Annotated in this window: 16 protein-coding genes; 10 read left to right on the top strand and 6 right to left on the bottom strand. The window is 65.6% G+C overall.

Annotation, left to right across the window (positions count from 1 at the left end; all coding sequences use genetic code 11):
• The first annotated feature begins 48 nt into the window (after positions 1-48).
• A complete protein-coding gene (locus AWH62_RS00295) occupies positions 49-1,695 on the top strand; it encodes an NAD(P)/FAD-dependent oxidoreductase (RefSeq protein ID WP_075188467.1) in 1,647 nt (548 codons plus the stop codon).
• A 62-nt stretch (positions 1,696-1,757) separates the two neighbouring features.
• Here AWH62_RS00295 and ppa read toward each other — a convergent pair whose 3' ends face one another.
• The 3 genes from ppa to AWH62_RS00280 form a co-directional block, all read right to left on the bottom strand.
• Positions 1,758-2,285, bottom strand: a complete 528-nt coding sequence (gene ppa, locus AWH62_RS00290; protein WP_075188466.1) for an inorganic diphosphatase — start codon at positions 2,283-2,285, stop codon at positions 1,758-1,760.
• 110 nt (positions 2,286-2,395) lie between these two features.
• Positions 2,396-6,928, bottom strand: a complete 4,533-nt coding sequence (gene gltB / locus AWH62_RS00285) for a glutamate synthase large subunit (protein WP_075188465.1) — start codon at positions 6,926-6,928, stop codon at positions 2,396-2,398.
• Complete coding sequence (locus AWH62_RS00280; protein ID WP_075188464.1) at positions 6,925-8,346, bottom strand: NAD(P)-dependent oxidoreductase; 1,422 nt, start codon at positions 8,344-8,346, stop codon at positions 6,925-6,927. The genes gltB and AWH62_RS00280 overlap by 4 nt, the downstream gene beginning before the upstream one ends.
• Positions 8,347-8,743: 397 nt before the next feature.
• Between AWH62_RS00280 and moaA the strand changes: the two genes are divergently transcribed.
• The 7 genes from moaA (at position 8,744) to AWH62_RS00245 (ending at position 13,434) form a co-directional block, all read left to right on the top strand.
• A complete protein-coding gene (gene moaA, locus AWH62_RS00275; RefSeq protein ID WP_075188463.1) occupies positions 8,744-9,757 on the top strand; it encodes a GTP 3',8-cyclase MoaA in 1,014 nt (337 codons plus the stop codon).
• 3 nt (positions 9,758-9,760) lie between these two features.
• Positions 9,761-10,012 carry a MoaD/ThiS family protein gene (locus tag AWH62_RS00270; protein ID WP_075188462.1) on the top strand — a complete coding sequence of 84 codons (252 nt, stop codon included), beginning with the start codon at positions 9,761-9,763 and terminating at the stop codon, positions 10,010-10,012.
• 3 nt (positions 10,013-10,015) lie between these two features.
• Positions 10,016-10,486 carry a molybdenum cofactor biosynthesis protein MoaE gene (locus AWH62_RS00265; RefSeq protein WP_075188461.1) on the top strand — a complete coding sequence of 157 codons (471 nt, stop codon included), beginning with the start codon at positions 10,016-10,018 and terminating at the stop codon, positions 10,484-10,486.
• Positions 10,486-10,998 carry a molybdenum cofactor biosynthesis protein B gene (gene moaB / locus AWH62_RS00260; RefSeq protein ID WP_075188460.1) on the top strand — a complete coding sequence of 171 codons (513 nt, stop codon included), beginning with the start codon at positions 10,486-10,488 and terminating at the stop codon, positions 10,996-10,998. The genes AWH62_RS00265 and moaB overlap by 1 nt, the downstream gene beginning before the upstream one ends.
• Positions 10,998-11,486 (top strand): cyclic pyranopterin monophosphate synthase MoaC, encoded by a 489-nt coding sequence (moaC, locus tag AWH62_RS00255; protein WP_075188459.1) that lies wholly within the window; start codon positions 10,998-11,000, stop codon positions 11,484-11,486. The genes moaB and moaC overlap by 1 nt, the downstream gene beginning before the upstream one ends.
• The gene (gene glp, locus AWH62_RS00250; RefSeq protein WP_198928850.1) at positions 11,483-12,667 is read left to right on the top strand and encodes a gephyrin-like molybdotransferase Glp; all 1,185 of its coding nucleotides are present in this window, start codon (positions 11,483-11,485) and stop codon (positions 12,665-12,667) included. The genes moaC and glp overlap by 4 nt, the downstream gene beginning before the upstream one ends.
• A gap of 89 nt (positions 12,668-12,756) precedes the next feature.
• Positions 12,757-13,434, top strand: a complete 678-nt coding sequence (locus AWH62_RS00245; protein ID WP_075188457.1) for a GntR family transcriptional regulator — start codon at positions 12,757-12,759, stop codon at positions 13,432-13,434.
• Positions 13,435-13,754: 320 nt separating this feature from the next.
• Here AWH62_RS00245 and AWH62_RS00240 read toward each other — a convergent pair whose 3' ends face one another.
• Both AWH62_RS00240 and AWH62_RS00235 read right to left on the bottom strand, forming a co-directional pair.
• Positions 13,755-14,756: a 4-hydroxyproline epimerase gene (locus AWH62_RS00240; RefSeq protein WP_075188456.1), complete on the bottom strand. Its 1,002-nt coding sequence runs from the start codon at positions 14,754-14,756 to the stop codon at positions 13,755-13,757.
• Positions 14,757-14,771: 15 nt separating this feature from the next.
• Positions 14,772-15,692 carry a dihydrodipicolinate synthase family protein gene (locus AWH62_RS00235; RefSeq protein ID WP_075188455.1) on the bottom strand — a complete coding sequence of 307 codons (921 nt, stop codon included), beginning with the start codon at positions 15,690-15,692 and terminating at the stop codon, positions 14,772-14,774.
• 245 nt (positions 15,693-15,937) lie between these two features.
• Between AWH62_RS00235 and AWH62_RS00230 the strand changes: the two genes are divergently transcribed.
• Both AWH62_RS00230 and AWH62_RS00225 read left to right on the top strand, forming a co-directional pair.
• Positions 15,938-18,463 (top strand): zinc-dependent metalloprotease, encoded by a 2,526-nt coding sequence (locus AWH62_RS00230; RefSeq protein WP_233128213.1) that lies wholly within the window; start codon positions 15,938-15,940, stop codon positions 18,461-18,463.
• The gene (locus tag AWH62_RS00225; protein ID WP_083634872.1) at positions 18,460-19,494 is read left to right on the top strand and encodes a hypothetical protein; all 1,035 of its coding nucleotides are present in this window, start codon (positions 18,460-18,462) and stop codon (positions 19,492-19,494) included. The genes AWH62_RS00230 and AWH62_RS00225 overlap by 4 nt, the downstream gene beginning before the upstream one ends.
• 63 nt (positions 19,495-19,557) lie before the next feature.
• On the opposite strand, the gene AWH62_RS00220 is transcribed toward AWH62_RS00225, so the two are convergent.
• On the bottom strand, positions 19,558-20,229 hold the full coding sequence (locus tag AWH62_RS00220) for a TorF family putative porin (protein WP_075188453.1): 672 nt from the start codon (positions 20,227-20,229) through the stop codon (positions 19,558-19,560).
• Positions 20,230-20,296 lie beyond the last annotated feature (67 nt).

Here is a 20,296-nt window from a genome sequence, read left to right as displayed (position 1 = left end):
TCCACGCTGCATTGCGCTTTTTCCGGTTCACGGCCAATCTGCCGCGCCATGACCGCCCTCACCGCAACGCGCCCGCAGCGCCCCGGCCAGACCCGCCTCGACCGCGATATCCTGATCGTCGGCGGCGGCCATAACGGCCTCGTCTGCGCCGCATACCTGGCCAAGGCCGGCCTCAAGGTCACCGTGCTGGAACGCCGGGACGTTGTCGGCGGCGCGGCCGTCACCGAGGAATTTCATCCCGGTTTCCGCAATTCGGTGGCCAGCTACACCGTCTCCCTGCTCAACCCGAAAATCATTGCCGATCTCGACCTGCACGGGCATGGCCTGGAAATCGTCGAGCGGAAGATCGGCAATTTCCTACCCCTCGAGGACGACCGATACCTGTTGGCCGGAGACGGGCTGACGCGCGACGAAGTCGCGAAATTCTCAACCCGTGATGCCGAACGACTGGCCGAGTATGGCGCCCGGCTGGAAGTGGTCGCCGACACGCTGCGCTCGCTGGTGCTGGAAACCCCGCCCAACCTGTCCGAGGGCAGCTGGCTGGGCGCGCTGCCGGAGATGATGAAAGCCGCCAATCTGGGCGGACGGCTCGGCGCCATGTCGATGACGGCACGGCGCGACCTGCTCGACCTGTTCTCCAAATCGGCCGGCGACTGGCTCGATGGCTGGTTCGAGAGCGACGCCATCAAGGCCCTGTTCGGATTCGACAGCATTGTCGGCAATTTCGCCAGCCCCTACACGCCGGGCAGCGCCTATGTGCTGCTACATCATCTGTTCGGCGAGGTGAATGGCAAGAAGGGTGCTTGGGGTCATGCCATCGGCGGCATGGGCGCGATCACCCAGGCCATGGCCCGTTGCTGCGAGGCGCGCGGCGTCGAGATCCGCACCGGCTGTCCGGTCCGCGAAGTGCTGGTCGCGGATGGCGGTGCCGGTACGGTAGTGCTCGACAGTGGCGAGCAACTGAGCGCCCGAGCCGTGGTCTCGAATCTCAACCCGAAACTCCTGTTCGGCTCGCTGGTCGATCCCGCCGCCCTGCCGGCCGATTTCAACGAGCGCATCCGCCACTATAAATGCGGCTCCGGCACCTTCCGGATGAATGTCGCGCTCGACCGCCTGCCCAGCTTTACCGCCCTGCCCGGCCCGGGCGACCACCTGACCGCCGGCATCATCATGGCGCCCTCGCTGGCCTATATGGAACAGGCCTATATCGACGCGCGCCGCCAGGGCTGGTCGACCTCACCGATCATCGAAATGCTGATCCCCTCAACCCTCGACCCAACCCTCGCTCCGGACGGCCAGCACGTCGCCAGCCTGTTCTGCCAGCATGTCGCGCCGGAACTGTCCGGTGGCCGCGACTGGGATGATCATCGCGATGAGGTGGCACAGGTGATGCTCGACACAGTCGAGCGCTGGGCGCCGAGTTTCCGGGACAGCGTGCTAGGCTATCAGGCCCTGACACCGAAGGACCTGGAACGGACTTTCGGCCTCGTCGGCGGCGATATTTTCCACGGCGCGCTCAGCTTGGACCAGCTCTTTTCTGCCCGCCCCGTGCTCGGCCATGCCGACCATCGAAGCCCGATCAAACGCCTCTACCAATGCGGGGCCGGCACCCATCCCGGCGGCGGCGTCACCGGCGCCCCCGGCCACAATGCAGCCCGCGAAATCCTCAAGGATTTCGGCAAAAGGATAGGTTAGCGCAACAAAAAGCCCCGGACCAGCCAGTCCGGGGCTCTTTCGTGTCGGTGGTGGGAAAGGCCTCAGCCCTTCACGCGCTCGATCGATTCCGAGATCAGCTCGCGCGCCTTGGCGGCGTCGCCCCAGCCGATGACCTTGACCCATTTATTGGGCTCGAGATCCTTGTAGTGCTCGAAGAAATGCTTGATCCGCATCAGCTGGGCTTCCGGGATATCGTCGGGCTCATTGACCTTGCCATAGAGCGGGGAGAGCTTGGGGTGCGGGACGGCGAGGATTTTCTCGTCCATGCCACTCTCGTCTTCCATCAGGAGAACGCCAATCGGACGGGCGCGGACGACGCAGCCCGGCACCAGCGTGGTGTGGCCGACGATCATCACGTCGATCGGATCGCCATCTTCCGACAAGGTGTGCGGCATGAAGCCATAATTGCACGGATAGCTCATCGGCGTGTGCAGGTAGCGATCGACGAAGAGCGTGCCGGCATCCTTGTCCATCTCGTACTTCACCGGCTGGCCGCCCACCGGGACCTCGATGATCACATTGATGTCTTCAGGCGGATTTTCGCCCGCGGAGATTTTGTCGATCCGCATCCTGTGCTCCTTGCGGCTGGTCCGGGCGAGGTTTTACGCCCAAATGCTGGCGCGACCAATGCCCGTGTTGCGCCGCAATATCAATTCTCAAGGTCACAAGAAACGGCAAATCAGGCGGTCTGGCTGTCATTCGCGGCCGCCAGCGCGGCGCGCTCCCGCTTGACCACTTCCTCGCCGCGCAGATGGACGAAATGTCCCCGCTCTTCCGGCCAGCCCGCCAACAGTCGGCGGGCGACACGCGAGCCGGTCTCGGCCGCATGCGCCTCGATCAGGGTCAGGCAGCGGCGCTCGCCCTCGCCTTCCAGATCAAAGGCGAGCACGGTCTCGCGATTGAGGCGGGCATCGAGACGGCGTTCCGGATCATAGACGAAGACATCGCCGCCGGTCATGCCGGCGGCAAAATTATCGCCGACCGGGCCAAGAATGACGGCGGTGCCGCCGGTCATGTATTCGCAGCCATTGGTGCCACAGCCCTCGATCACCGCATCGGCGCCGGAATTGCGCACGCCGAAGCGCTGCCCGGCACGACCGGCCGCCAGGAGCCGGCCCGCAGTGGCACCGTAAAGACAGGTATTGCCGATGATGGCGTGTTCCTCATTGGCCTCGGTCGCGCCGCCATAGGGCCGCACAATGATGCTGGCACCGGACAGGCCCTTGCCGACATAGTCATTGGCATCGCCATCAAGCTCGATGCGCAGCCCCTTGGCGGCGAAAGCCCCCAGCGACTGACCGGCCGAACCGCGCAGGCGCAGGGTGAGGTGATCAGTACCCAGCCCGTCCAGACCGAAGCGGGAGACAATCTCCGACGAGGTCCGCGTGCCGACGGCGCGGTCGGTATTCTTGACGCCATAATCGAGCTGCATCTTCTCGCCGCGATCAAAGGCCGGGGCCGCATCCTCGATAATCTGTTCGTCGAGAGCCGGAGCGACAGGATTGCGCAGGCTGCGGGTCGAGCGTGCCGGACGCTCCACCGCATCGGCCCGCGACATGATCGCCGAGAGGTCGAGATCGTCGAGCGATTCCGAACCGCGCGAGACCTGGTCGAGCAGGTCGGCCCGCCCGATCACGTCTTCCAGCGACGTGGCACCAAGACCAGCGAGGATTTCGCGCACATCCTGGGCCAGGAAGGTCATCAGGTTGACGACATGGTCCGGGAAACCGCCGAAACGGGCGCGCAGATCATCATCCTGGGTGCAGACGCCGACCGGGCAGGTGTTGGAATGGCATTGCCGCACCATCAGACAGCCCAGCGCGATCAACGAGGCCGTGCCGACGCCGAATTCCTCGGCCCCCAGCATGGCGGCAATGACAATGTCGCGCCCGGTGCGGATCCCGCCATCAGCACGCAGGGTGACGCGCTCACGCAGCCCGTTGAGTGACAGCATCTGGTGGGCTTCGGCGAGGCCGAGTTCCAGCGGACCGCCAGCAAACTTGATTGAAGACAGGGCCGCAGCGCCCGTCCCGCCAACCGAGCCGGAGATATTGATGATGTCGGCATTGGCCTTGGCAACGCCGGCGGCGACAGCCCCGACACCGGCGGCCGCGACCAGCTTCACACCGACCCGGGCGGTCGGATTGATCTGCTTGAGATCATAGATGAGCTGGGCCAGATCCTCGATCGAATAAATGTCATGATGCGGCGGCGGCGAGATCAGGCTGACGCCCGGCGTCGCCAGTCGCATGCGGGCGATGAATTCGGTGACCTTGAAGCCGGGCAGCTGGCCACCCTCACCGGGCTTGGCGCCCTGGGCGACCTTGATTTCCATCTCGCGGCACTGGCCGAGATATTCCGCGGTCACGCCGAACCGGCCCGAGGCGATCTGCTTGACCGCGGAATTCATGTTGTCGCCATTGGGCAGCGGCTTGTAGCGGGCCGGGTCCTCGCCGCCCTCACCGGAGACCGATTTGGCACCGATCCGGTTCATCGCCACATTCAGCGCGCCATGCGCTTCCGGCGACAGGGCGCCCAGCGACATGCCCGGCGTCACGAAACGGCGACGGATGCCATTGATCGATTCCACCCGGTCGAGCCCGACGGCCGGGCCGATGGGGCGCATGTCCATCAGATCGCGAAGCTGGATCGGGCCCTGGTCACGGATCGCGCTGCGATAGGATTTCCAAGCCTTGGCATCATTGCCGCGCACGGCGGCCTGCAGGGCGCTGATCACCGGCGCGTTGAGCGCATGGCGGTCGCCACTGGAACGCTGGCGATAGAAGCCACCGATCGGCAGGCGCGCCTCGTCATCGCGCCAGGACTTGCGGTGCAGCTCCACTGTCCGCACTTCCAGGCCCGGCAGGCCGATACCGGAAATCCGGCTGACCACGCCCGGCAGATAGGCTTCGACCAGAGCGCGCGACAGGCCGAGAACCTCGAAATTGCAGCCGCCCCGATAGGAGGAAATGATCGAGATCCCCATCTTGGAGAGGATTTTCAAAAGCCCGCCATCAAGCGCCGCCTTGAGGCGACCGGCCCGGGCGCGGGCCCAGCTTTCGCCGCCCACGCTTTCGCGTCCGGCCGTCACCGTGTCGAAGGCGAGATAGGGGTTCACCGTGGTCGCGCCGAGCCCGATCAGCACGGCGGCATAATGGGCGTCGAAACACTCACCGGCCCGTACATTGAGCGAGCAGAAATTGCGCAGCCCCTCGCGGGTCAGGGTCGAGTGGACGGCGCCGGCCACCAGGATCATCGGCAGGGCCGCATTTTCGGCATCCTGTCGGTGATCGGTGAGCACGAGATGGGCAGCACCATCCCGGACGGCGGCGACACATTCGCGGATCACATCATCAATGGCCTGGCGCAGAACCTGACCGTCGCCTGAGGCCGCCACGACCGGCAGCAAGCAATCAATCTCCTTGACCGCACCGCCCATATGGCCGCGCCAGCGTTCATATCCGCCATTGGTCAGGATCGGGCTGTCGAGCACGAGCACGCTCGCGCGTGCTTCGCCCTGGCCGAGAATGTTTCCCAGATTTCTGAAGCGGGTCTTCAGTCCCATCACCCGGCCTTCGCGAAGCGGGTCGATGGGCGGATTGGTGACCTGGGAGAAATTCTGCCGGAAGAAGTGCGAGAGCGGGCGATAGTTCTCAGACAGCACGGCCAGCGGCGCATCATCGCCCATCGAGCCGACCGCCTCCTTGCCATCCTCGGCCATCGCCTTGATGACCAGTTCTATATTCTCGAAGGTAAAGCCCGATGCCGCCTGGCGCCGCGTGCGGTCATCCTCGCTGAAAATCTGGTCTTCCGATCCCGGTCCGACGACGGATTCAAGATCCTCCATCTCGCCGAGCCAACGCGTATAGGGGTGCTGTTCCGACAGCTCGTTGAGGATGTCCTGCTCGCGGTAGAATTTGCCTTCGACGATATCGAGCGCGATCAGGCGGCCCGGCGTGATCGAACCGCGCTCGGTGACGGTCACCGGATCAACCGGCGCCATGCCGGTTTCCGAGCCGGCGACGAAGACGTCGTCATTGGTCAGGGCATAGCGCATCGGCCGCAGGCCATTGCGGTCGAGACCGGCAATCGCCCAGCGACCGTCAAAGGCGGCAATCGCGGCCGGCCCGTCCCAGGGCTCCATCACCGCATTGCAATACTCATACATCCGGCTCCAGCCCTCGGGCATGACATCGGCCCGCTTGGACCAGGCTTCCGGGATAAGCAGCGTCTTGGTCATCGGCGCCGAGCGGCCGGCGCGAACCAGGATTTCAAAGGTCTGGTCGAGCGCGGCACTGTCCGAGGCCCCCGGCTGGATCACCGGTTTCACATCGCTGATGACATCGGCAAAGGCCGTCTCGGCGATGTGGACCTCATGGCTCCGCATCCAGTTGATATTGCCGCGGATCGTGTTGATCTCGCCATTGTGGGCCAGCATCCGGAAGGGCTGGGCCAGCCGCCACTCCGGGAAGGTATTGGTGGAATAGCGCTGGTGGAAAATGGCGAAGGGCGAGACGAAGTCCGGCGATTGCAGGTCGCGATAAAACGCATCGATATCCTCGGCCCGGAACAGGCCCTTGTAGATGATGTCGCGCGAGGACAGCGAGCAGACATAGAGGTCGCGGAGATTTTCCTCTCGGGCCCGACGCTCGATGCGGCGGCGGACAATATAGAGCACGCGCTCGACCGCCTCGCTGTCGCGTTCGCGCGGATCGCGGAACAGGACCTGTTCGATTTCCGGCAGGGTGGCGCGGGCCTTGTCGCCCAGAACAGACGTGTCGATCGGCGGCTGGCGCCAGCCGTAAAAGGCAAAACCCTCACGCAGGATTTCCGCCTCGATGATGGCGCGGGCGCGTTCGCGGGCGGCAAAATCGGTGCGTGGCAGGAAGACCATGCCGACAATGACATCGCCGCGCTCGGGCTCGTGGCCGGTGCGGGCCACGGCCGCCTTGAAGAAGTCCTGCGGCACGCCAACGCGCAGGCCGGCCCCGTCACCTGTCAGCCCGTCGGCATCGACGGCCCCGCGGTGCCAGACTGCCTTGAGCGCATCAATCGCCAGCTCGACAATATCGCGACGGGCGCGGCCCTTCATGTCCGCGACAAGGCCGACACCACAGGCATCGCGTTCATCACGCGGATCGATCAGGCCGGCACGAGTGAGGGTTTCCAGCCCCTGGCGGTGGGCGGCTTCGGACCAGGTCTTGTTCGTCATTCGGCCGCTCCCAGAACACGCATGCGGTTGTCGAGATAGGATTCGATCGAGCGCGCGGCATCGAGTCCGTCCTTGATCGCCCAGACCACCAGCGAAGCGCCGCGATGCAGGTCGCCGGCGACAAACACGCCGTCAAGACTGGCCATGCGGGTATCCCGATCCGCCTCGACCCGGCCGTCGCGATGCACGGAGAGGTCCGGCGCGTCGAACAGGACGGGGAGGTCTTCCGGGGTGAATCCGAGGGCCGAGATCACCATGTCGGCGGGCCGGTCCCAGGTCTTGCCGGGATCGGGCTCGGGGGCGCGGCGTCCCGACAGGTCGGGCGCGCCGAGGCGCATGCCCTGGACGCGGACGGCTGAAATGGCATCGCCCTTGGTCAGGACGGCGAGCGGGGCGGAGAGCCATTCGAACACGACCCCCTCCTCCTCGGCATGTTTCACTTCGCGGGCCGAACCGGGCATGTTGGCGCGGTCGCGGCGATAGAGGCAGGTCACGGATTTGGCGCCCTGGCGCACGGCGGTGCGGACACAATCCATCGCCGTATCGCCGCCGCCGACCACGACGACATCCTTGCCCTTGGCATCGAGCACACTGTCATTGGCCGCCGGATCGCCCAGATCATCGCGATTGGAGCGGGTCAGGTAATCCAGCGCCGCCAGCACCCCGTCACCGGAGCCCGGACAGGTCAGCAGGCGGGCATTATAGACCCCGGTTGCCAGCAGGACCGCATGATGTTCCGCACGGATCTCGTCCAGCGTCGCGTCTCGGCCGACCTCGAAATTCATCTTGAAGGCAATACCGCCCCGGGCCAGCCGGTCGAGCCGACGCTGGACGACGGACTTTTCCAGCTTGAAGCCGGGAATGCCATACATCAACAGGCCGCCGGCGCGGTCGGCGCGCTCGTAGACGGTGACCGCGAACCCGCTCTCGCGCAGCCGTTCTGCGGCAGCAAGACCGGCAGGGCCGGAGCCGATGATGGCGACGCTCTGACCGCGTTCAGGGCCGGGTTTGAGCGGCTCGACCCAGCCTTCTTTCCAGGCGGTATCGGTGATGTATTGCTCGACGGCACCGATCGTCACGGCGCCGTGCTTGGACTTTTCAACCACGCAGGAACCTTCACACAGACGGTCCTGCGGGCAGATGCGGCCACAGATCTCCGGCATGGTCGAGGTTGCGGCGGAGGCGTCATAGGCCTCTTTGAGACGATCTTCGCCGGCCAGCATCAACCAGTCGGGGATATTGTTCTGCAAGGGACAGCCGGACTGGCAGAAAGGGACGCCGCATTGTGAACAGCGCGAGGCCTGGCCCGCCGCGGCCTCGGTCGAGAAACCGCGATAGATCTCATTGAAATCCTTGCGCCGTTCGCTCTCCGAGCGCTTCTCCGGATAGGCCTGGTCGATGTCCACAAATCTGAGCAATCCTGCCCCCTTCACACAGCCGAAAGTTCGCTAATGCAGCACAGACTTCGCATGCGCACAAGTCGGAGCCTGTGCGGCGAATTGGCATTTTATGCCCTGAAAGTGGAATTCAGGGAATGGATTTCCACGAATTATGACTTGATACCGCCACCACGGCAAATACTTGGCATCCCGTGGGATGGCCGCCCGACCCGAGCGCGCAAGAATGATGCAAGCCTGCTCGCCAATGTGGCAGATTGGGGATCATCAGCGCGACGACGCGGGCGAGACGTGCCCTCCGGGCGCAATTTGCAGAACCAATGCCCGCTGGCGACACGCCCGGTCACGATTGCGTGCCACCGGCTTTCATCCGCCAAAACGCCTTGCCCCGCCTCGCCTTCCCCCCCAAATTCGCAGCATGGCCATGTCCCACCCCTACTCGCCGCTGATCGACAGTTTCGGTCGCCAGATCCGCTATCTGCGCCTGTCGGTGACGGACCGCTGCGATCTGCGCTGCGTCTATTGCATGAAAGCGCAGCCGGACTTCCTGCCGAAATCGGAGCTGTTGAGCCTGGAAGAGCTGGAACAGGTCGCCGGCGCCTTCATCGCGCGCGGCGTCCGCAAGATCCGCATCACCGGCGGCGAACCCCTGGTGCGGCGTGATGTGGTCAGCCTGATCGAACGGCTCGGCGCCCGTCTGGGTCAGGAAGGCGGCCTCGAGGAACTGACCCTGACCACCAATGCCACACAGCTGCCGCGCTTTGCCGAACGCCTCGCTGCTGCCGGCATGATGCGCATCAATGTCTCGCTCGACACGCTGGACGCCGGGCGCTTTTCCCGCCTGACCCGTGGCGGCCGCCTCGCCGACACGCTGACCGGCATCGCAGCGGCCAAGGCTGCCGGTCTCAAGGTCAAGATCAATGCGGTCGCCATGAAGGGCGAGAATGAGGACGAACTGCCCGACCTCATCGCCTGGGCGCATGGCCAGGGCCATGACATCACCCTGATCGAAGTCATGCCGATCGGCGATGTCGGCACCGATCGTTCGGTGCAGTTTCTGCCGCTGAGCGCGGTCCGGGATCGCCTCGACCAACGCTGGACCCTGACCCCGCTGGATGAAACCACCGGCGGGCCGGCGCGTTATCATCATGTCGCGGAGACCGGCGGCAAGCTCGGCCTGATCACGCCGCTGACCGGGAATTTCTGCGCCGGCTGCAACCGCGTCCGCCTGACCTGCACCGGCCAGCTGCATGCCTGCCTGGGACAGGAGGGCAGCGTCGATCTGCGCGGCGCCCTGCGCGAGCACGGTGTCGCCGGCCTGCATTCAGCCTTGGAGGCCGCCGTGGCCGCCAAGCCGGAAGCGCATGATTTCGACGTCAGCCCGGGGGCCAAACCCTCGGTAACGCGGCACATGGCCATCACGGGAGGCTGATCCATGCAGGTTCATATCCGCTATCTGGCTGCCCTGCGTGACCGGCTCGGCGCGGGCGAAACCACGCTCGACCTGCCCGGCGAGATCACCGACAGCGAAGCGTTGATCGCCCATCTCACATCCGCTGACGTTGCAGCCGCCGCGCTTGCAGCACCGGAAATCCGCCTGATCCGCAATGACCGCATCGTCACCCGCCCCAGCCCGCTGGATGATGGCGACCGGCTTGCCTTCTGCCCGCCCTTCACCGGAGGCTGACCCATGACGACGGACATCCTGGTCACGCCTGATCCGCTCGACGCAGCGGCCCTGATCGCCGCCCTGACAGGAACCCATCCCGATGACGGCGCGATGGCGAGCTTTGTCGGCCAGGTCCGCGCCGAGCCGGGCCTTGAAGCGCTGGAACTGGAACATTATCCCGGCGTCACCGAAACCGCCCTGACCGAGCTTTGCGAACAAGCCATCAGCCGCTGGTCGCTGAGCCAGGCTCTGATCCATCACCGGGTCGGCCGCATGGCCATCGGCGAGACCATCGTGGTGGTCGCCGCCAGCGCCCCGCACCGCCGCGCCGCACTGGAGGCGGTCAGCTTCCTGATCGACCGGCTGAAGACCGAGGCGCCGTTCTGGAAGCGGGTCCACACAAAGGACGGCAGTCACTGGGTTGCGGCCCGTGACAGCGACACATCAGCATCGCAATACTGGCGCGACCAGATCGCGCAGGAGGATGCCTGATGAGCGACGAGACCCGGCTCGGCTTTGCCGTGATGACGATTTCCGACACGCGTGATGCGGCCAGCGACAAGACCGGTCCCTGGCTGCGCGAACACATCGCCGCTGCCGGTCACGCCATCATCGACCATGGCATCGTGCCCGACACGATCGAGACCATCCGCGCCAAGCTGCAGACCTGGCTCGATGACCCGGCCGTCCACGCCGTCATTACCACCGGCGGCACCGGCCTGACCGGGCGCGATGTCACGCCGGAGGCGATCCGCCCTTTGCTGGACAAGGAGATCGACGGCTTCTCCGTCGTCTTCCACCAGATTTCCTTCCAGTCGGTCGGCGTCTCGACCCTGCAATCACGGGCGCTGGCGGGCATTGCCAAGGCGACCTATGTGTTTGCCATTCCCGGCTCGATGGGCGCCTGCAAGGATGCCTGGAACGGGATTTTGCGGCATGAATTCGACGCCTCCCACAAACCCTGCAACCTGGTCGAAATCCTGCCGCGCCTGGGAGAAGCCTGATGGCCAGACTGACCCATCAGGACGGCGAGGGCCGGGTCCGCATGGTTGATGTCGGCGACAAACCCGTCACCCGCCGCACCGCCTCCGCCAGCGCCCGCATCGAGATGAGTGCCGAAGCCTTTGCCGCCGTGCGCGACGGCCAGGGTCCCAAGGGCGATGCCTGCCGCACCGCCGAGCTGGCCGGCATCATGGGCGCCAAGCGGACATCCGAGTTGATCCCGCTCTGCCATCCGCTGCCGATCACCAAGGTTGAGGTCGCGATTGAACCGGTGACCGGCGAGACCGCCTTTGCCATCACCGCCACCGTGCGCACCGACGGCAAGACCGGCGTCGAGATGGAAGCGCTGACGGCCTGTTCTGTCGCGGCGCTGACCCTCTATGACATGGCCAAGGCGCTCGACAAGGGCATGCGCATCACCGCGATCCAGCTGGACAGCAAGCGCGGCGGCAAGTCCGGCGACTGGCAGCGCGAGACGACGACGCCGTGATCCCGCTCTCCGACGCCATAGCCCGCGTGCGGGCCAGTCTCACGCCGATTGAGGTCGAGACGGTCGGCCTTGGCGAGGCGGCGGGCCGGGTGCTGGCCGAAGCGGTCACCGCCGGCCTCACCCAGCCGCCCTTCCATGCCTCGGCGATGGATGGTTATGCCGTGCGTTCCGGTGATCTCGGCGACAACCCCGTCACCCTGCCGCTCGATGGCGAATCCGCCGCCGGTCATGCCCTCGACCGTCCGATCCGGCCTGGCAGCGCAGTGCGCATCTCCACAGGCGCCGCCCTGCCCGAGGGCGCCGACCAGGTCGTGATCCAGGAGAACACGACGCGCACCGGCGACCAGATCACCCTGCAGGACCCGCCCCAGCCCTGGCGCCATGTCCGCACCAGGGGCGAGGACTTCACCACCGGCCAGACCCTGCTGGAGGCCGGATTGCGCCTGACCGCGCCGCGCCTGGCGCTGGCCGCCGCCGGCGGTGCCGCTTCGCTGCGGGTCCGCCGCCAGCCGCGCATCGGCGTGCTGGCCTCGGGCGACGAGCTGGTCGCCGCCGGTGCCCCGCCCGGTCCCGGCCAGATCATCAATTCCAACGGCCCGGCCCTGATGGCCCTGCTGAATGCCTGGGGCGCCATCGCCATTGATCTCGGCATCGCTCGCGACACGCCGGACGCTGTCCGAACGGCGCTGGAACAGGCCCGCGATCTCGACCTTCTGGTCACGATCGGCGGTGCTTCGGTAGGGGATCATGACCATCTGCGCCGGGTCTTCGCCGAGATGGGCGGCACGCTCGCCTTCGACAAGATCGCGCTGAAGCCGGGCAAGCCGACCTGGTTCGGACAGCTGCCGGACCTGCCGGTGCTGGGCCTGCCAGGCAATCCGGTCTCCGCCCTTGTGGTCGCCGAACTGGTCGTGCGCCCGGCCGTCGAACGTCTGCTCGACGAAACGCCACGCTCGCGCCTGCGTCCGGTGCGGCTGATGGTCGACCTGCCCGGCAATGGGCCGCGCGAGACCTGGATTCGCGGTCGTTTCGATGCCGAAACGGGCCGTGTCCGCCCCTCCGGCAGTCAGGATAGCGGCCTGATCTCGGCCCTGGCCCGGGCCGAGCTCCTCATCCCGCGCGCCGTCGACGCGCCGCCGACACGGGCGGGCCAGATGATCAATGTCCTGTTCCTAGACTGAGCCGCAAGGCCGCCAGCGGACCTGGCGGCATGACACGCGCGACACACCTGCCTAATCTGCCCCGACGCCAATCATCCGGGAGCGCCCCCTTGCCGGGCACTGATACCAGCTTTTCCGACCCCATCGCCCAGCCCTCGGTCGTCGACCAGCTGGCCGCGCGCATCCGCGCCCGCATCCTGGCCAATGAGTTCAAGCCGGGCGAAGCCCTGCGCCAGGAGACACTGGCCGACGCCTACAAGGTGTCGCGCATGCCGGTCCGCGAAGCGCTGCGGCGGTTGGAAGTGGAGGGCCTGGTGGTCTTCCAGCCCAATCGCGGCGTCACCGTCTCGCCGGTCTCCGCGACGGAAATGGCCGAGCTGTTCGATATCCGCGTGCAGCTGGAACCGGGCCTCTTTGCCCACGCCATCGAGCGCGCCAGCACCGCCGACATCGCCGCCGTCGAGACCATCCGCGCCCGCGAAACCGCCGCCCTGGCCGAGGGCGACACCGCCCGCTTTGGCGCCCTCAACCGCGACTTCCACGCCGCCCTGCACGCCCCGGCAAACCGCCCGCGTACCCAAGCCATCGTGCAATCCCTCAACCAGCACATAGATCGCTATGTGAGGCTCCAGCTCTCCCTCACCCCCGACGCCCGCACGACCGCCAACACCGAACATGACGGCCTGCTGGACGCGATGAAGTCCCGCGACCCCATCGCCGGCGCCAATCGCATGACGCAGCATATCGTGACGGCGCGAACGGCGCTGGTGACGGCGTTTGAGGGATAGGTTTCCGCCCCCTTTCCTCCCCTCTCATTTTTCCCGGAGGCGCGAAGCGCCATCCGGGACCGACAGGAGGCTCATCGCTTGCCGGAGGAGGCGGTGGGTCCCGGATCTCCGCCCGGCTCAGGGCCGGGCCTGCGTCCGGGAAAAATGAGGGTGGGTTTGGTTTGAAAGGGCGGTGCCATGGCGACCGTCCTTCTCCCCTGGGAGAAGGTGGCCCGAAGGGCCGGATGAGGGGGGATGCTCCGGCGTTCGCCTGGATTTCCCCCTCACCCTGACCCTCTCCCAGGGGAGAGGGAAGGTGGGTGCGTGTCAGAAGACAGCTCCTACCCCACCGTAAATCCACCCGCATACGGATCACGCTCATCGACCCAGATCGTGTTGATGCCGGTCTGGATGGCCCAGCCCTTGATGCTGGGGATGATCGCGGCGTGGTCGCCGACGGTGGTGGCGGCCTCCACCTTGCCCTCAAACAGGCTGCCGATCAGGCTTTCATGGATGAAGGCGTCGCCGGGCTTGAGTTCGCCTCTTGCCGCGAGCTGGGCCATGCGGGCGCTGGTGCCGGTGCCGCAGGGGGAGCGGTCGATGGCGCGTGCGCCGTAGAAGACGGCGTTGCGGGCGTGGGCTTTCGGGTCGCGCGGACGGCCGGTCCACAGGGCGTGGCTGACACCTTGGACACGGGCGTCATCGGGGTGGCTGAGGGTGACGGCTTCATTGGCGGCGGCGCGGACCAGCGGGCTGAGGCGCAGGATGTCGGCGACGCTCATTTCGTCGAGATCGGCATAGCCGGGCTGCGGCTCGATGATGGCGTAGAAATTGCCGCCATAGGCGATATCGACGGTGATGGCCTGCCAGCCGGGAATGTCCAGCATCAGGCCGGTGACGGCGAGATAGGAGGCGATATTGCGGATGCGGACGCCGGTGACGTGCGCGCCCTGCCAGTCGATCTCCGCCTCGATCCGCCCGGCGGGCGCGTCGAGCTTGACGCAGGTGCGATCGGCCGGCGTGAAGACGCCATTTTCCAGCGCCATGGTCAGCGCCCCGATCGTGCCATGGCCGCACATGGGCAGGCAGCCCGAGGTCTCGATGAAGAGGATGGAGGCGTCGGCATCGTCCGAGCAGGGCGGGTAGAACATCGCCCCGGACATCATGTCATGGCCGCGCGGCTCAAACATGAGCGAACGCCTGATCCAGTCGAAGCGGGCCATGAAATCGGCCCGCTTCTCGCTCATCGTGTCGCCCGCCAGGAAGGGCAAGGGCCCGGTGATGAGGCGGACCGGATTGCCGCAGGCATGCCCGTCCAGGCATTGGAAGACATGGCGTGTCACCGGCGCGCTCCCGTCCTAGTGCGCCAACACAGAGGGTAGTTTGAGCGGGCGGGTGTCACGCGCCGTTTCGACCATGGTGATGACTTCAGCGCGGCGCTCGCCCGACAGCAGCATGCGCGGCATGCGCACACGCTCGGAGCCGCGGCCCATCACCTGTTCGGCCAGTTTGATCGACTGGACGAGATCATGCTCGGCATCGAGATGTAACAGCGGCATGAACCAGCGATAGATGGCGCGGGCGGTCTCCAGATCACCGCTCTCGACGGCGTCCCACAGGGCAATCGACTCGGCCGGGAAAGCATTGGTCAGGCCGGACACCCAGCCGACCGCGCCGAGCAGGATTTCCTCCAGCGCGACATCATCCAGTCCGGCAAAGACCCGGTAACGATCGCCGCAGCGATTGAGAATGTCGGTGATCCGGCGCGGATCGGGCGCGCTCTCCTTGATCGCCACCAGCGTCTCGACATCTTTCAGGCGCTCCAGCGTGTCGAGCGAGATCGCGACGCGATAGGCGGGCGGGTTGTTGTAGAGCATGACCGGCAGAGAGGTGGCGGCCGCGACGGTGCGGATATGCGCCTCCAGCTCGGCTTCGGACGGGACATAGACCATGGCCGGCAACAGCATCAGCCCGTCGGCCCCGATCCGCGCCGCGTCGACGGCATAGGTGCGGGCCAGATCGGTGGTCAGTTCGGAGACGCCGGTCAGAACCGGCACCCGGCCATCGACCGCATCGACAATGGCGGTGAGGACGGCCCGCTTTTCCGCTGCAGTGAGGGAATTGTTCTCGCCCACCGTACCCATGGCGATGAGGCCATGCACCCCGTCCTCGACCAGGGCCTTGACCACCGCCGTGGTCGCTTCGAGATCGACCGAGAGATCCTCGGCAAATTGCGTCGTCGCAGCGGGGAAGACCCCGCGCCAGCTTGATACCGTCATCACTCACCCCTTGTGCCGGACCGACGCCCTGTTCGGGCACCTTCCGGGCCTGGCTCAACGCCGTGTCATCCGTGTCCGCCGCCGCGCCGGACGAACGGCCGGATCGGCCCCGATCAGCCTGTCACTCCCGGCGGGAAAATCAACAAGGACCAAATTGTATACAATATCCAATTTGGTCAACCGCCAACGTGACAGTGCGTGACAGCTCGGCTAGCGTCGCCGCAAAGAAGGGGACCAGGACCACCATGAAGACCACCAGGATGACCACCACGAAGACGCTGGCCATGATTGCCGGCTGCGCACTCGCCTTTTCCGCCCTGACGCCGGTCGCGCAGGGGCAGGACAATGACGCGGCGGGCTATGTCGAGACGATTGCCGAACTGGAATTGCGCGACGGTTTCATCCCGCTCTATCTCGACCCGTCCGATGGTCGCATCCTGGCCCGGCTGGCCAGCGGCGAAGGCAATGATCTTGGTCGCATGATCTATACCGCGCGGCTGACATCCGGCCTCGGATCCAACCCGGTGGGACTGGATCGCGGACTCGGATCAAGCTCTGAAATCCTGCGTTTTTTCCGGGTCAACGACCGGGTGTTCGCCGAGTTCGAGAATACGGGCTATCGCGCCGAGGGTGCCGGGCCGGACGAGGCTGCGGCGACCCGAAACTCCTTCGCCCGTTCGGTCATCTGGTCGACCGATATCGTGGCGGAAGAGGACGGCTCCGTGCTGATCGACCTCAGCGATTTCCTCAAGCGCGACCCGATCGGCACGGTGCGGCAATTGTCGAACAGCGGCCAGGGCAGTTTCTCGATTGCCGTCGAGCGCTCGGCCGCGCTCACCGGCAGCGCTCTGGTATTTCCACAAAATGTTGAAATCGATTCACTTTTAACGTTATCGAGTTCCAGCCCGGGGTCGGAAGTGCGCGCTGTGACGCCGGCACCAGACTCGATCACCCTGACCGTCCACCACTCCTTCGCGGCCCTGCCCGAAGCGGGCTATGAAGCGCGCGAAGCCGATGATCGCTCGGGCGCGATCACGTTGGATTTCTACGACATGGCCACACCGCTGGACGCCCCCGTCCGGCGCTCGCTCGCCTTGCGCCACAGGTTGGAGCGTGTTGATCCGTCAACACAATCCGGGCCTGTTGTCGAACCGATCGTCTATTATCTCGACCGCGGCACTCCGCCCCTCATCCGTGACGCGCTGATCGAAGGCGGCAATTGGTGGGCCGAGGCCTTCACCGCGGCCGGCTATGAAAACGCCTTCCGTGTCGAGCTTCTGCCGGAAGGCGCCCACCCGCTCGATGTCCGCTATAATGTCATCCAATGGGTGCATCGCCAGACCCGCGGCTGGTCCTATGGCGGCTCGGTGATTGACCCACGCACCGGTGAAATTCTCAAAGGGCATGTCATACTCGGCTCCCAACGCGTGCGTCAGGATCGCATGATCTTTGAAGGGCTTATGGGAGTGGAAAATACCGGGACCGGTGCCGCAAATGATCCGCTGGAACTCGCCCTTGCCCGTATCCGGCAGCTCTCGGCGCACGAGATCGGCCACACGATCGGCCTCGCCCATAATTTCGCCGCCAGCGTCTCCGATCGGGCCTCGGTGATGGACTATCCGGCCCCCCTGGTGACACTCGACAGCAATGGCGAGATCGATACCAGCGCGGCCTATGACACCGGCATAGCGGCCTGGGATCGTGTCGCGATTTCATGGCTTTATGGCGAGTTCGGTGAGGGGTCGACAGAGACTGCAGCGCTCAACGCCATTCTTGATGACGCCGCCGCCAACGGCCTGCTTTACATCACTGACCGCCATGCCCGCGGCAATGCCAGCGCCCACCCGCTCGCCAATCTGTGGGACAATGGCGCCGATCCGGTCGCCATGCTTGAGGAGACGCTGGCCGTCCGGGCGCGAGCTCTCGCGGCTTTTGGTCCCCATGTGCTGGCACAGAGCGAACCCGCCAGCGGCCTGCGTCAGGTGCTGCCGCCGATCTATCTCTACCATCGTTATCAGGTTGAGGCGGTTGGAAAATCCATTGGCGGCGTGGTGTTCAACTACGGGCCCAACGAGGCCGGCCTGATCGGGCTGACGCCGGTGAGCGCTGCAGATCAGACCCGGGCGCTCGACGCACTCCTCGCAACCCTCGATCCGCAAGTGCTGGATATTCCTGATGATATCCTCACCCTGATGATGCCGGCCCCCTTCGCCGACTATGATCCGGCCGCAACGCGGGAACTCTTCCGGTCCGATGATTACCCGGCCTTCAGCCGCACCGGCGCCGCCGCCGCAGCCGGACAGATCACGCTTGAAACCATGCTCAACCCGTCCCGGCTGTCCCGCTTGGCGGACCAGGCGGCTCGGGGCGGCAGCCAGATGAGCCTTGCAAGCCTGTTTGACCGGGTCGAGGCGCAATTGTTCGACGCGCCCCGCAATGAGGCGGCCCGCCTGGTGCCGCTGCGCCGGGCGCTCCAGACCGAGTATGTCGCGCAATTGCTCGACATTCTTGTCTCGGACCCCGCCGCACCTTCCGCCGCGGCCCGGCAGCGCCTTGAAACAATTGCTCGCAATGAACCCGCCCGGCAGCGCAGTGACGCAGCAGCCAGCCACCAGCTCTGGCTGGCCCGTGCTGCGGCGGCCGGCCTGGCCCGGTTTGATGAGGGCGAAACGCCGGAGCTGGTCGACACGCCGGTCCCGCCCGGCAGCCCGATCGGGGCCGACACATGCTGGCATTGCGACAGCGCAAGCTTGCTGGGGCTGGGAGAGTGAAGCGGCAGTCCCGGTTCGGCCTGGCCACGGTCGCACTCGCGCTCACCGGGTGTTCCGCCGAGACCTGGCAGGTCGAGCGCCAGGACAGCGGCGTCACAACGTCGCTGCGCGGACTAAGTGTCGTCTCGGACCAAGTCGTCTGGATCGGGGCGCCTGAAGGCGGCGTTTTGCGGACGCTGGACGGCGGCCTGTCCTGGCAGGTCACGACAGCCGGGCCGGCCGAAGGCGCCGATCTGCGCTCGGCACATGGTTTTGACGATAGCCACGCGCTGTTCGTCACCGCGGGCCAGCCCGCCCGGATTCTGGAAACGCGAGACGGCGGAGCAAGTTTCACGATCGCCTGGGAAGACAGGAGCGGGTCCGCCTTCTTTGACAGCCTCGCTTTCAGGGATGATAGGCAAGGCCTTGCTTTTTCCGACCCGGTCGATGGTCAATTCCTGATCCTCCGAACACGCGATGGGGGGGCAAGTTGGGAACAGGTCGAAGGACTACCCGAACCGCTTGACGGCGAAGCCGGGTTTGCCGCTTCCAACACGTCGATCGCGCTTACCCCGGACGGTTGCGCCTATATCGGAACCGGGGGCGGTGCCATCGCCCGCGTTCTCGCAAGTTGTGATTTCGGCGAGAGCTGGGTCGCGCGAGCCGCGCCTCTGGCAGCGGGGTCCGGCGGGGCCGGGATTTTCGCGCTGGCAGCCGGGCCGGACGGGCTGCTGGCTGCAGTCGGCGGCGATTACCAGGACCCGGAACGCCGCGACGGCACATTCGCCCTGACCAGGGATGGTGGCGCAAGCTGGGTCCGGGGCGATCCGCAGCCGAATGGCTACCGCTCTGACATCAGCCCGCTCGGCTATGGCTGGATCGCGGTGGGCACGAATGGTGTGGATCTGGGTCGTGTGAGTGGCGACACCATTAGCTGGGAGGCGAGCGGCTGGGAGATTGCCGCTCCCAATGCGGTTGCCTTTTCACCGTCCGGCGAGACCGGCTGGATCATTGGTGCCAATGGCGGCATCTGGCGGTTGACGGCCCAATAGAAACGGGCCCGGCGCAAGGCCGGGCCCGTCAATGCGTTCGCGTTGAGCGGAGGGTTGCCGCGACTAACCGCCGAAGCTCTGCGAGAAGGACAGGACGACTGACTCATTGCCGCCACCCGACACATCGTGAGCGCGCAGGCCCCAACCGACATTGTCGAAGATCGTGCCAGAGAGGCCGATGCTATAATCCTCATAATCCGCGCCTGAGAAATCATCGAAGCGACTGGCTCCGACACGGCCGTCCAGCGTGATGCCGGCGCCGATTTCCAGACCGAGGCCGGTCTCGAGATAGATGGCCGGGCCGGTCTCGCCGTAGAATTCCGGCGAATAGGACAGCTTGGCGTCCCAGCTCAGGATGTCGAAGCTGCGCGCAATGCCGCCATAGAGCTCGAAAAAGTTCTGGTCGCCACCGGCACTCGGGCTATCGGGATAGGCATAGTAGATGCCGCCAACGTCAAAGTCGAAACCGCCTGCGGCGAAGCCGTAACCGCCATAGAGGTCGAGTTCCATGGTGGTGTCGTCGCTGAAATCGACGCTGGACGCCCACACACCGCCATAGAAGCCACCGCTTTCGACGTCAAAGCCGCCGGAAATCGCCGGGCCATTATCGGTCTGGGTGATGCCGCGGAAGATATAGTCGGTCGCGAGTGCGACATTGCCGGTGATTTCCTGGGCGGCAACTGGGGCGGTGAAGCAGCAGGCCGCGAGGCCGAGGGCGAGAAACTTGGTTTTCATGACTTACTCCTGGGTGGAAAATCGGGTGTTGATGGTCTGGATTTCAGAGTGCTCCGGCCCGCTGGTC

Source organism: Maricaulis sp. W15, from assembly GCF_001924955.1.
Lineage (GTDB): Bacteria > Pseudomonadota > Alphaproteobacteria > Caulobacterales > Maricaulaceae > Maricaulis > Maricaulis maris.
The sequence above is the reverse complement of the archived record's forward strand: the minus strand, read 5'-3'. Positions and strand labels throughout refer to the sequence as shown.

Coding starts and splice junctions, on each gene's coding strand:
- AWH62_RS00295 (WP_075188467.1), top strand. CDS start 49: ATGACCGCCCTCACCGCAACGCGCCCGCAGCGCCCCGGCCAGACCCGC.
- ppa (WP_075188466.1), bottom strand. CDS start 2,285: ATGCGGATCGACAAAATCTCCGCGGGCGAAAATCCGCCTGAAGACATC.
- gltB (WP_075188465.1), bottom strand. CDS start 6,928: ATGACGAACAAGACCTGGTCCGAAGCCGCCCACCGCCAGGGGCTGGAA.
- moaA (WP_075188463.1), top strand. CDS start 8,744: ATGGCCATGTCCCACCCCTACTCGCCGCTGATCGACAGTTTCGGTCGC.
- AWH62_RS00270 (WP_075188462.1), top strand. CDS start 9,761: ATGCAGGTTCATATCCGCTATCTGGCTGCCCTGCGTGACCGGCTCGGC.
- AWH62_RS00265 (WP_075188461.1), top strand. CDS start 10,016: ATGACGACGGACATCCTGGTCACGCCTGATCCGCTCGACGCAGCGGCC.
- moaB (WP_075188460.1), top strand. CDS start 10,486: ATGAGCGACGAGACCCGGCTCGGCTTTGCCGTGATGACGATTTCCGAC.
- moaC (WP_075188459.1), top strand. CDS start 10,998: ATGGCCAGACTGACCCATCAGGACGGCGAGGGCCGGGTCCGCATGGTT.
- AWH62_RS00235 (WP_075188455.1), bottom strand. CDS start 15,692: ATGACGGTATCAAGCTGGCGCGGGGTCTTCCCCGCTGCGACGACGCAA.
- AWH62_RS00230 (WP_233128213.1), top strand. CDS start 15,938: ATGAAGACCACCAGGATGACCACCACGAAGACGCTGGCCATGATTGCC.
- AWH62_RS00220 (WP_075188453.1), bottom strand. CDS start 20,229: ATGAAAACCAAGTTTCTCGCCCTCGGCCTCGCGGCCTGCTGCTTCACC.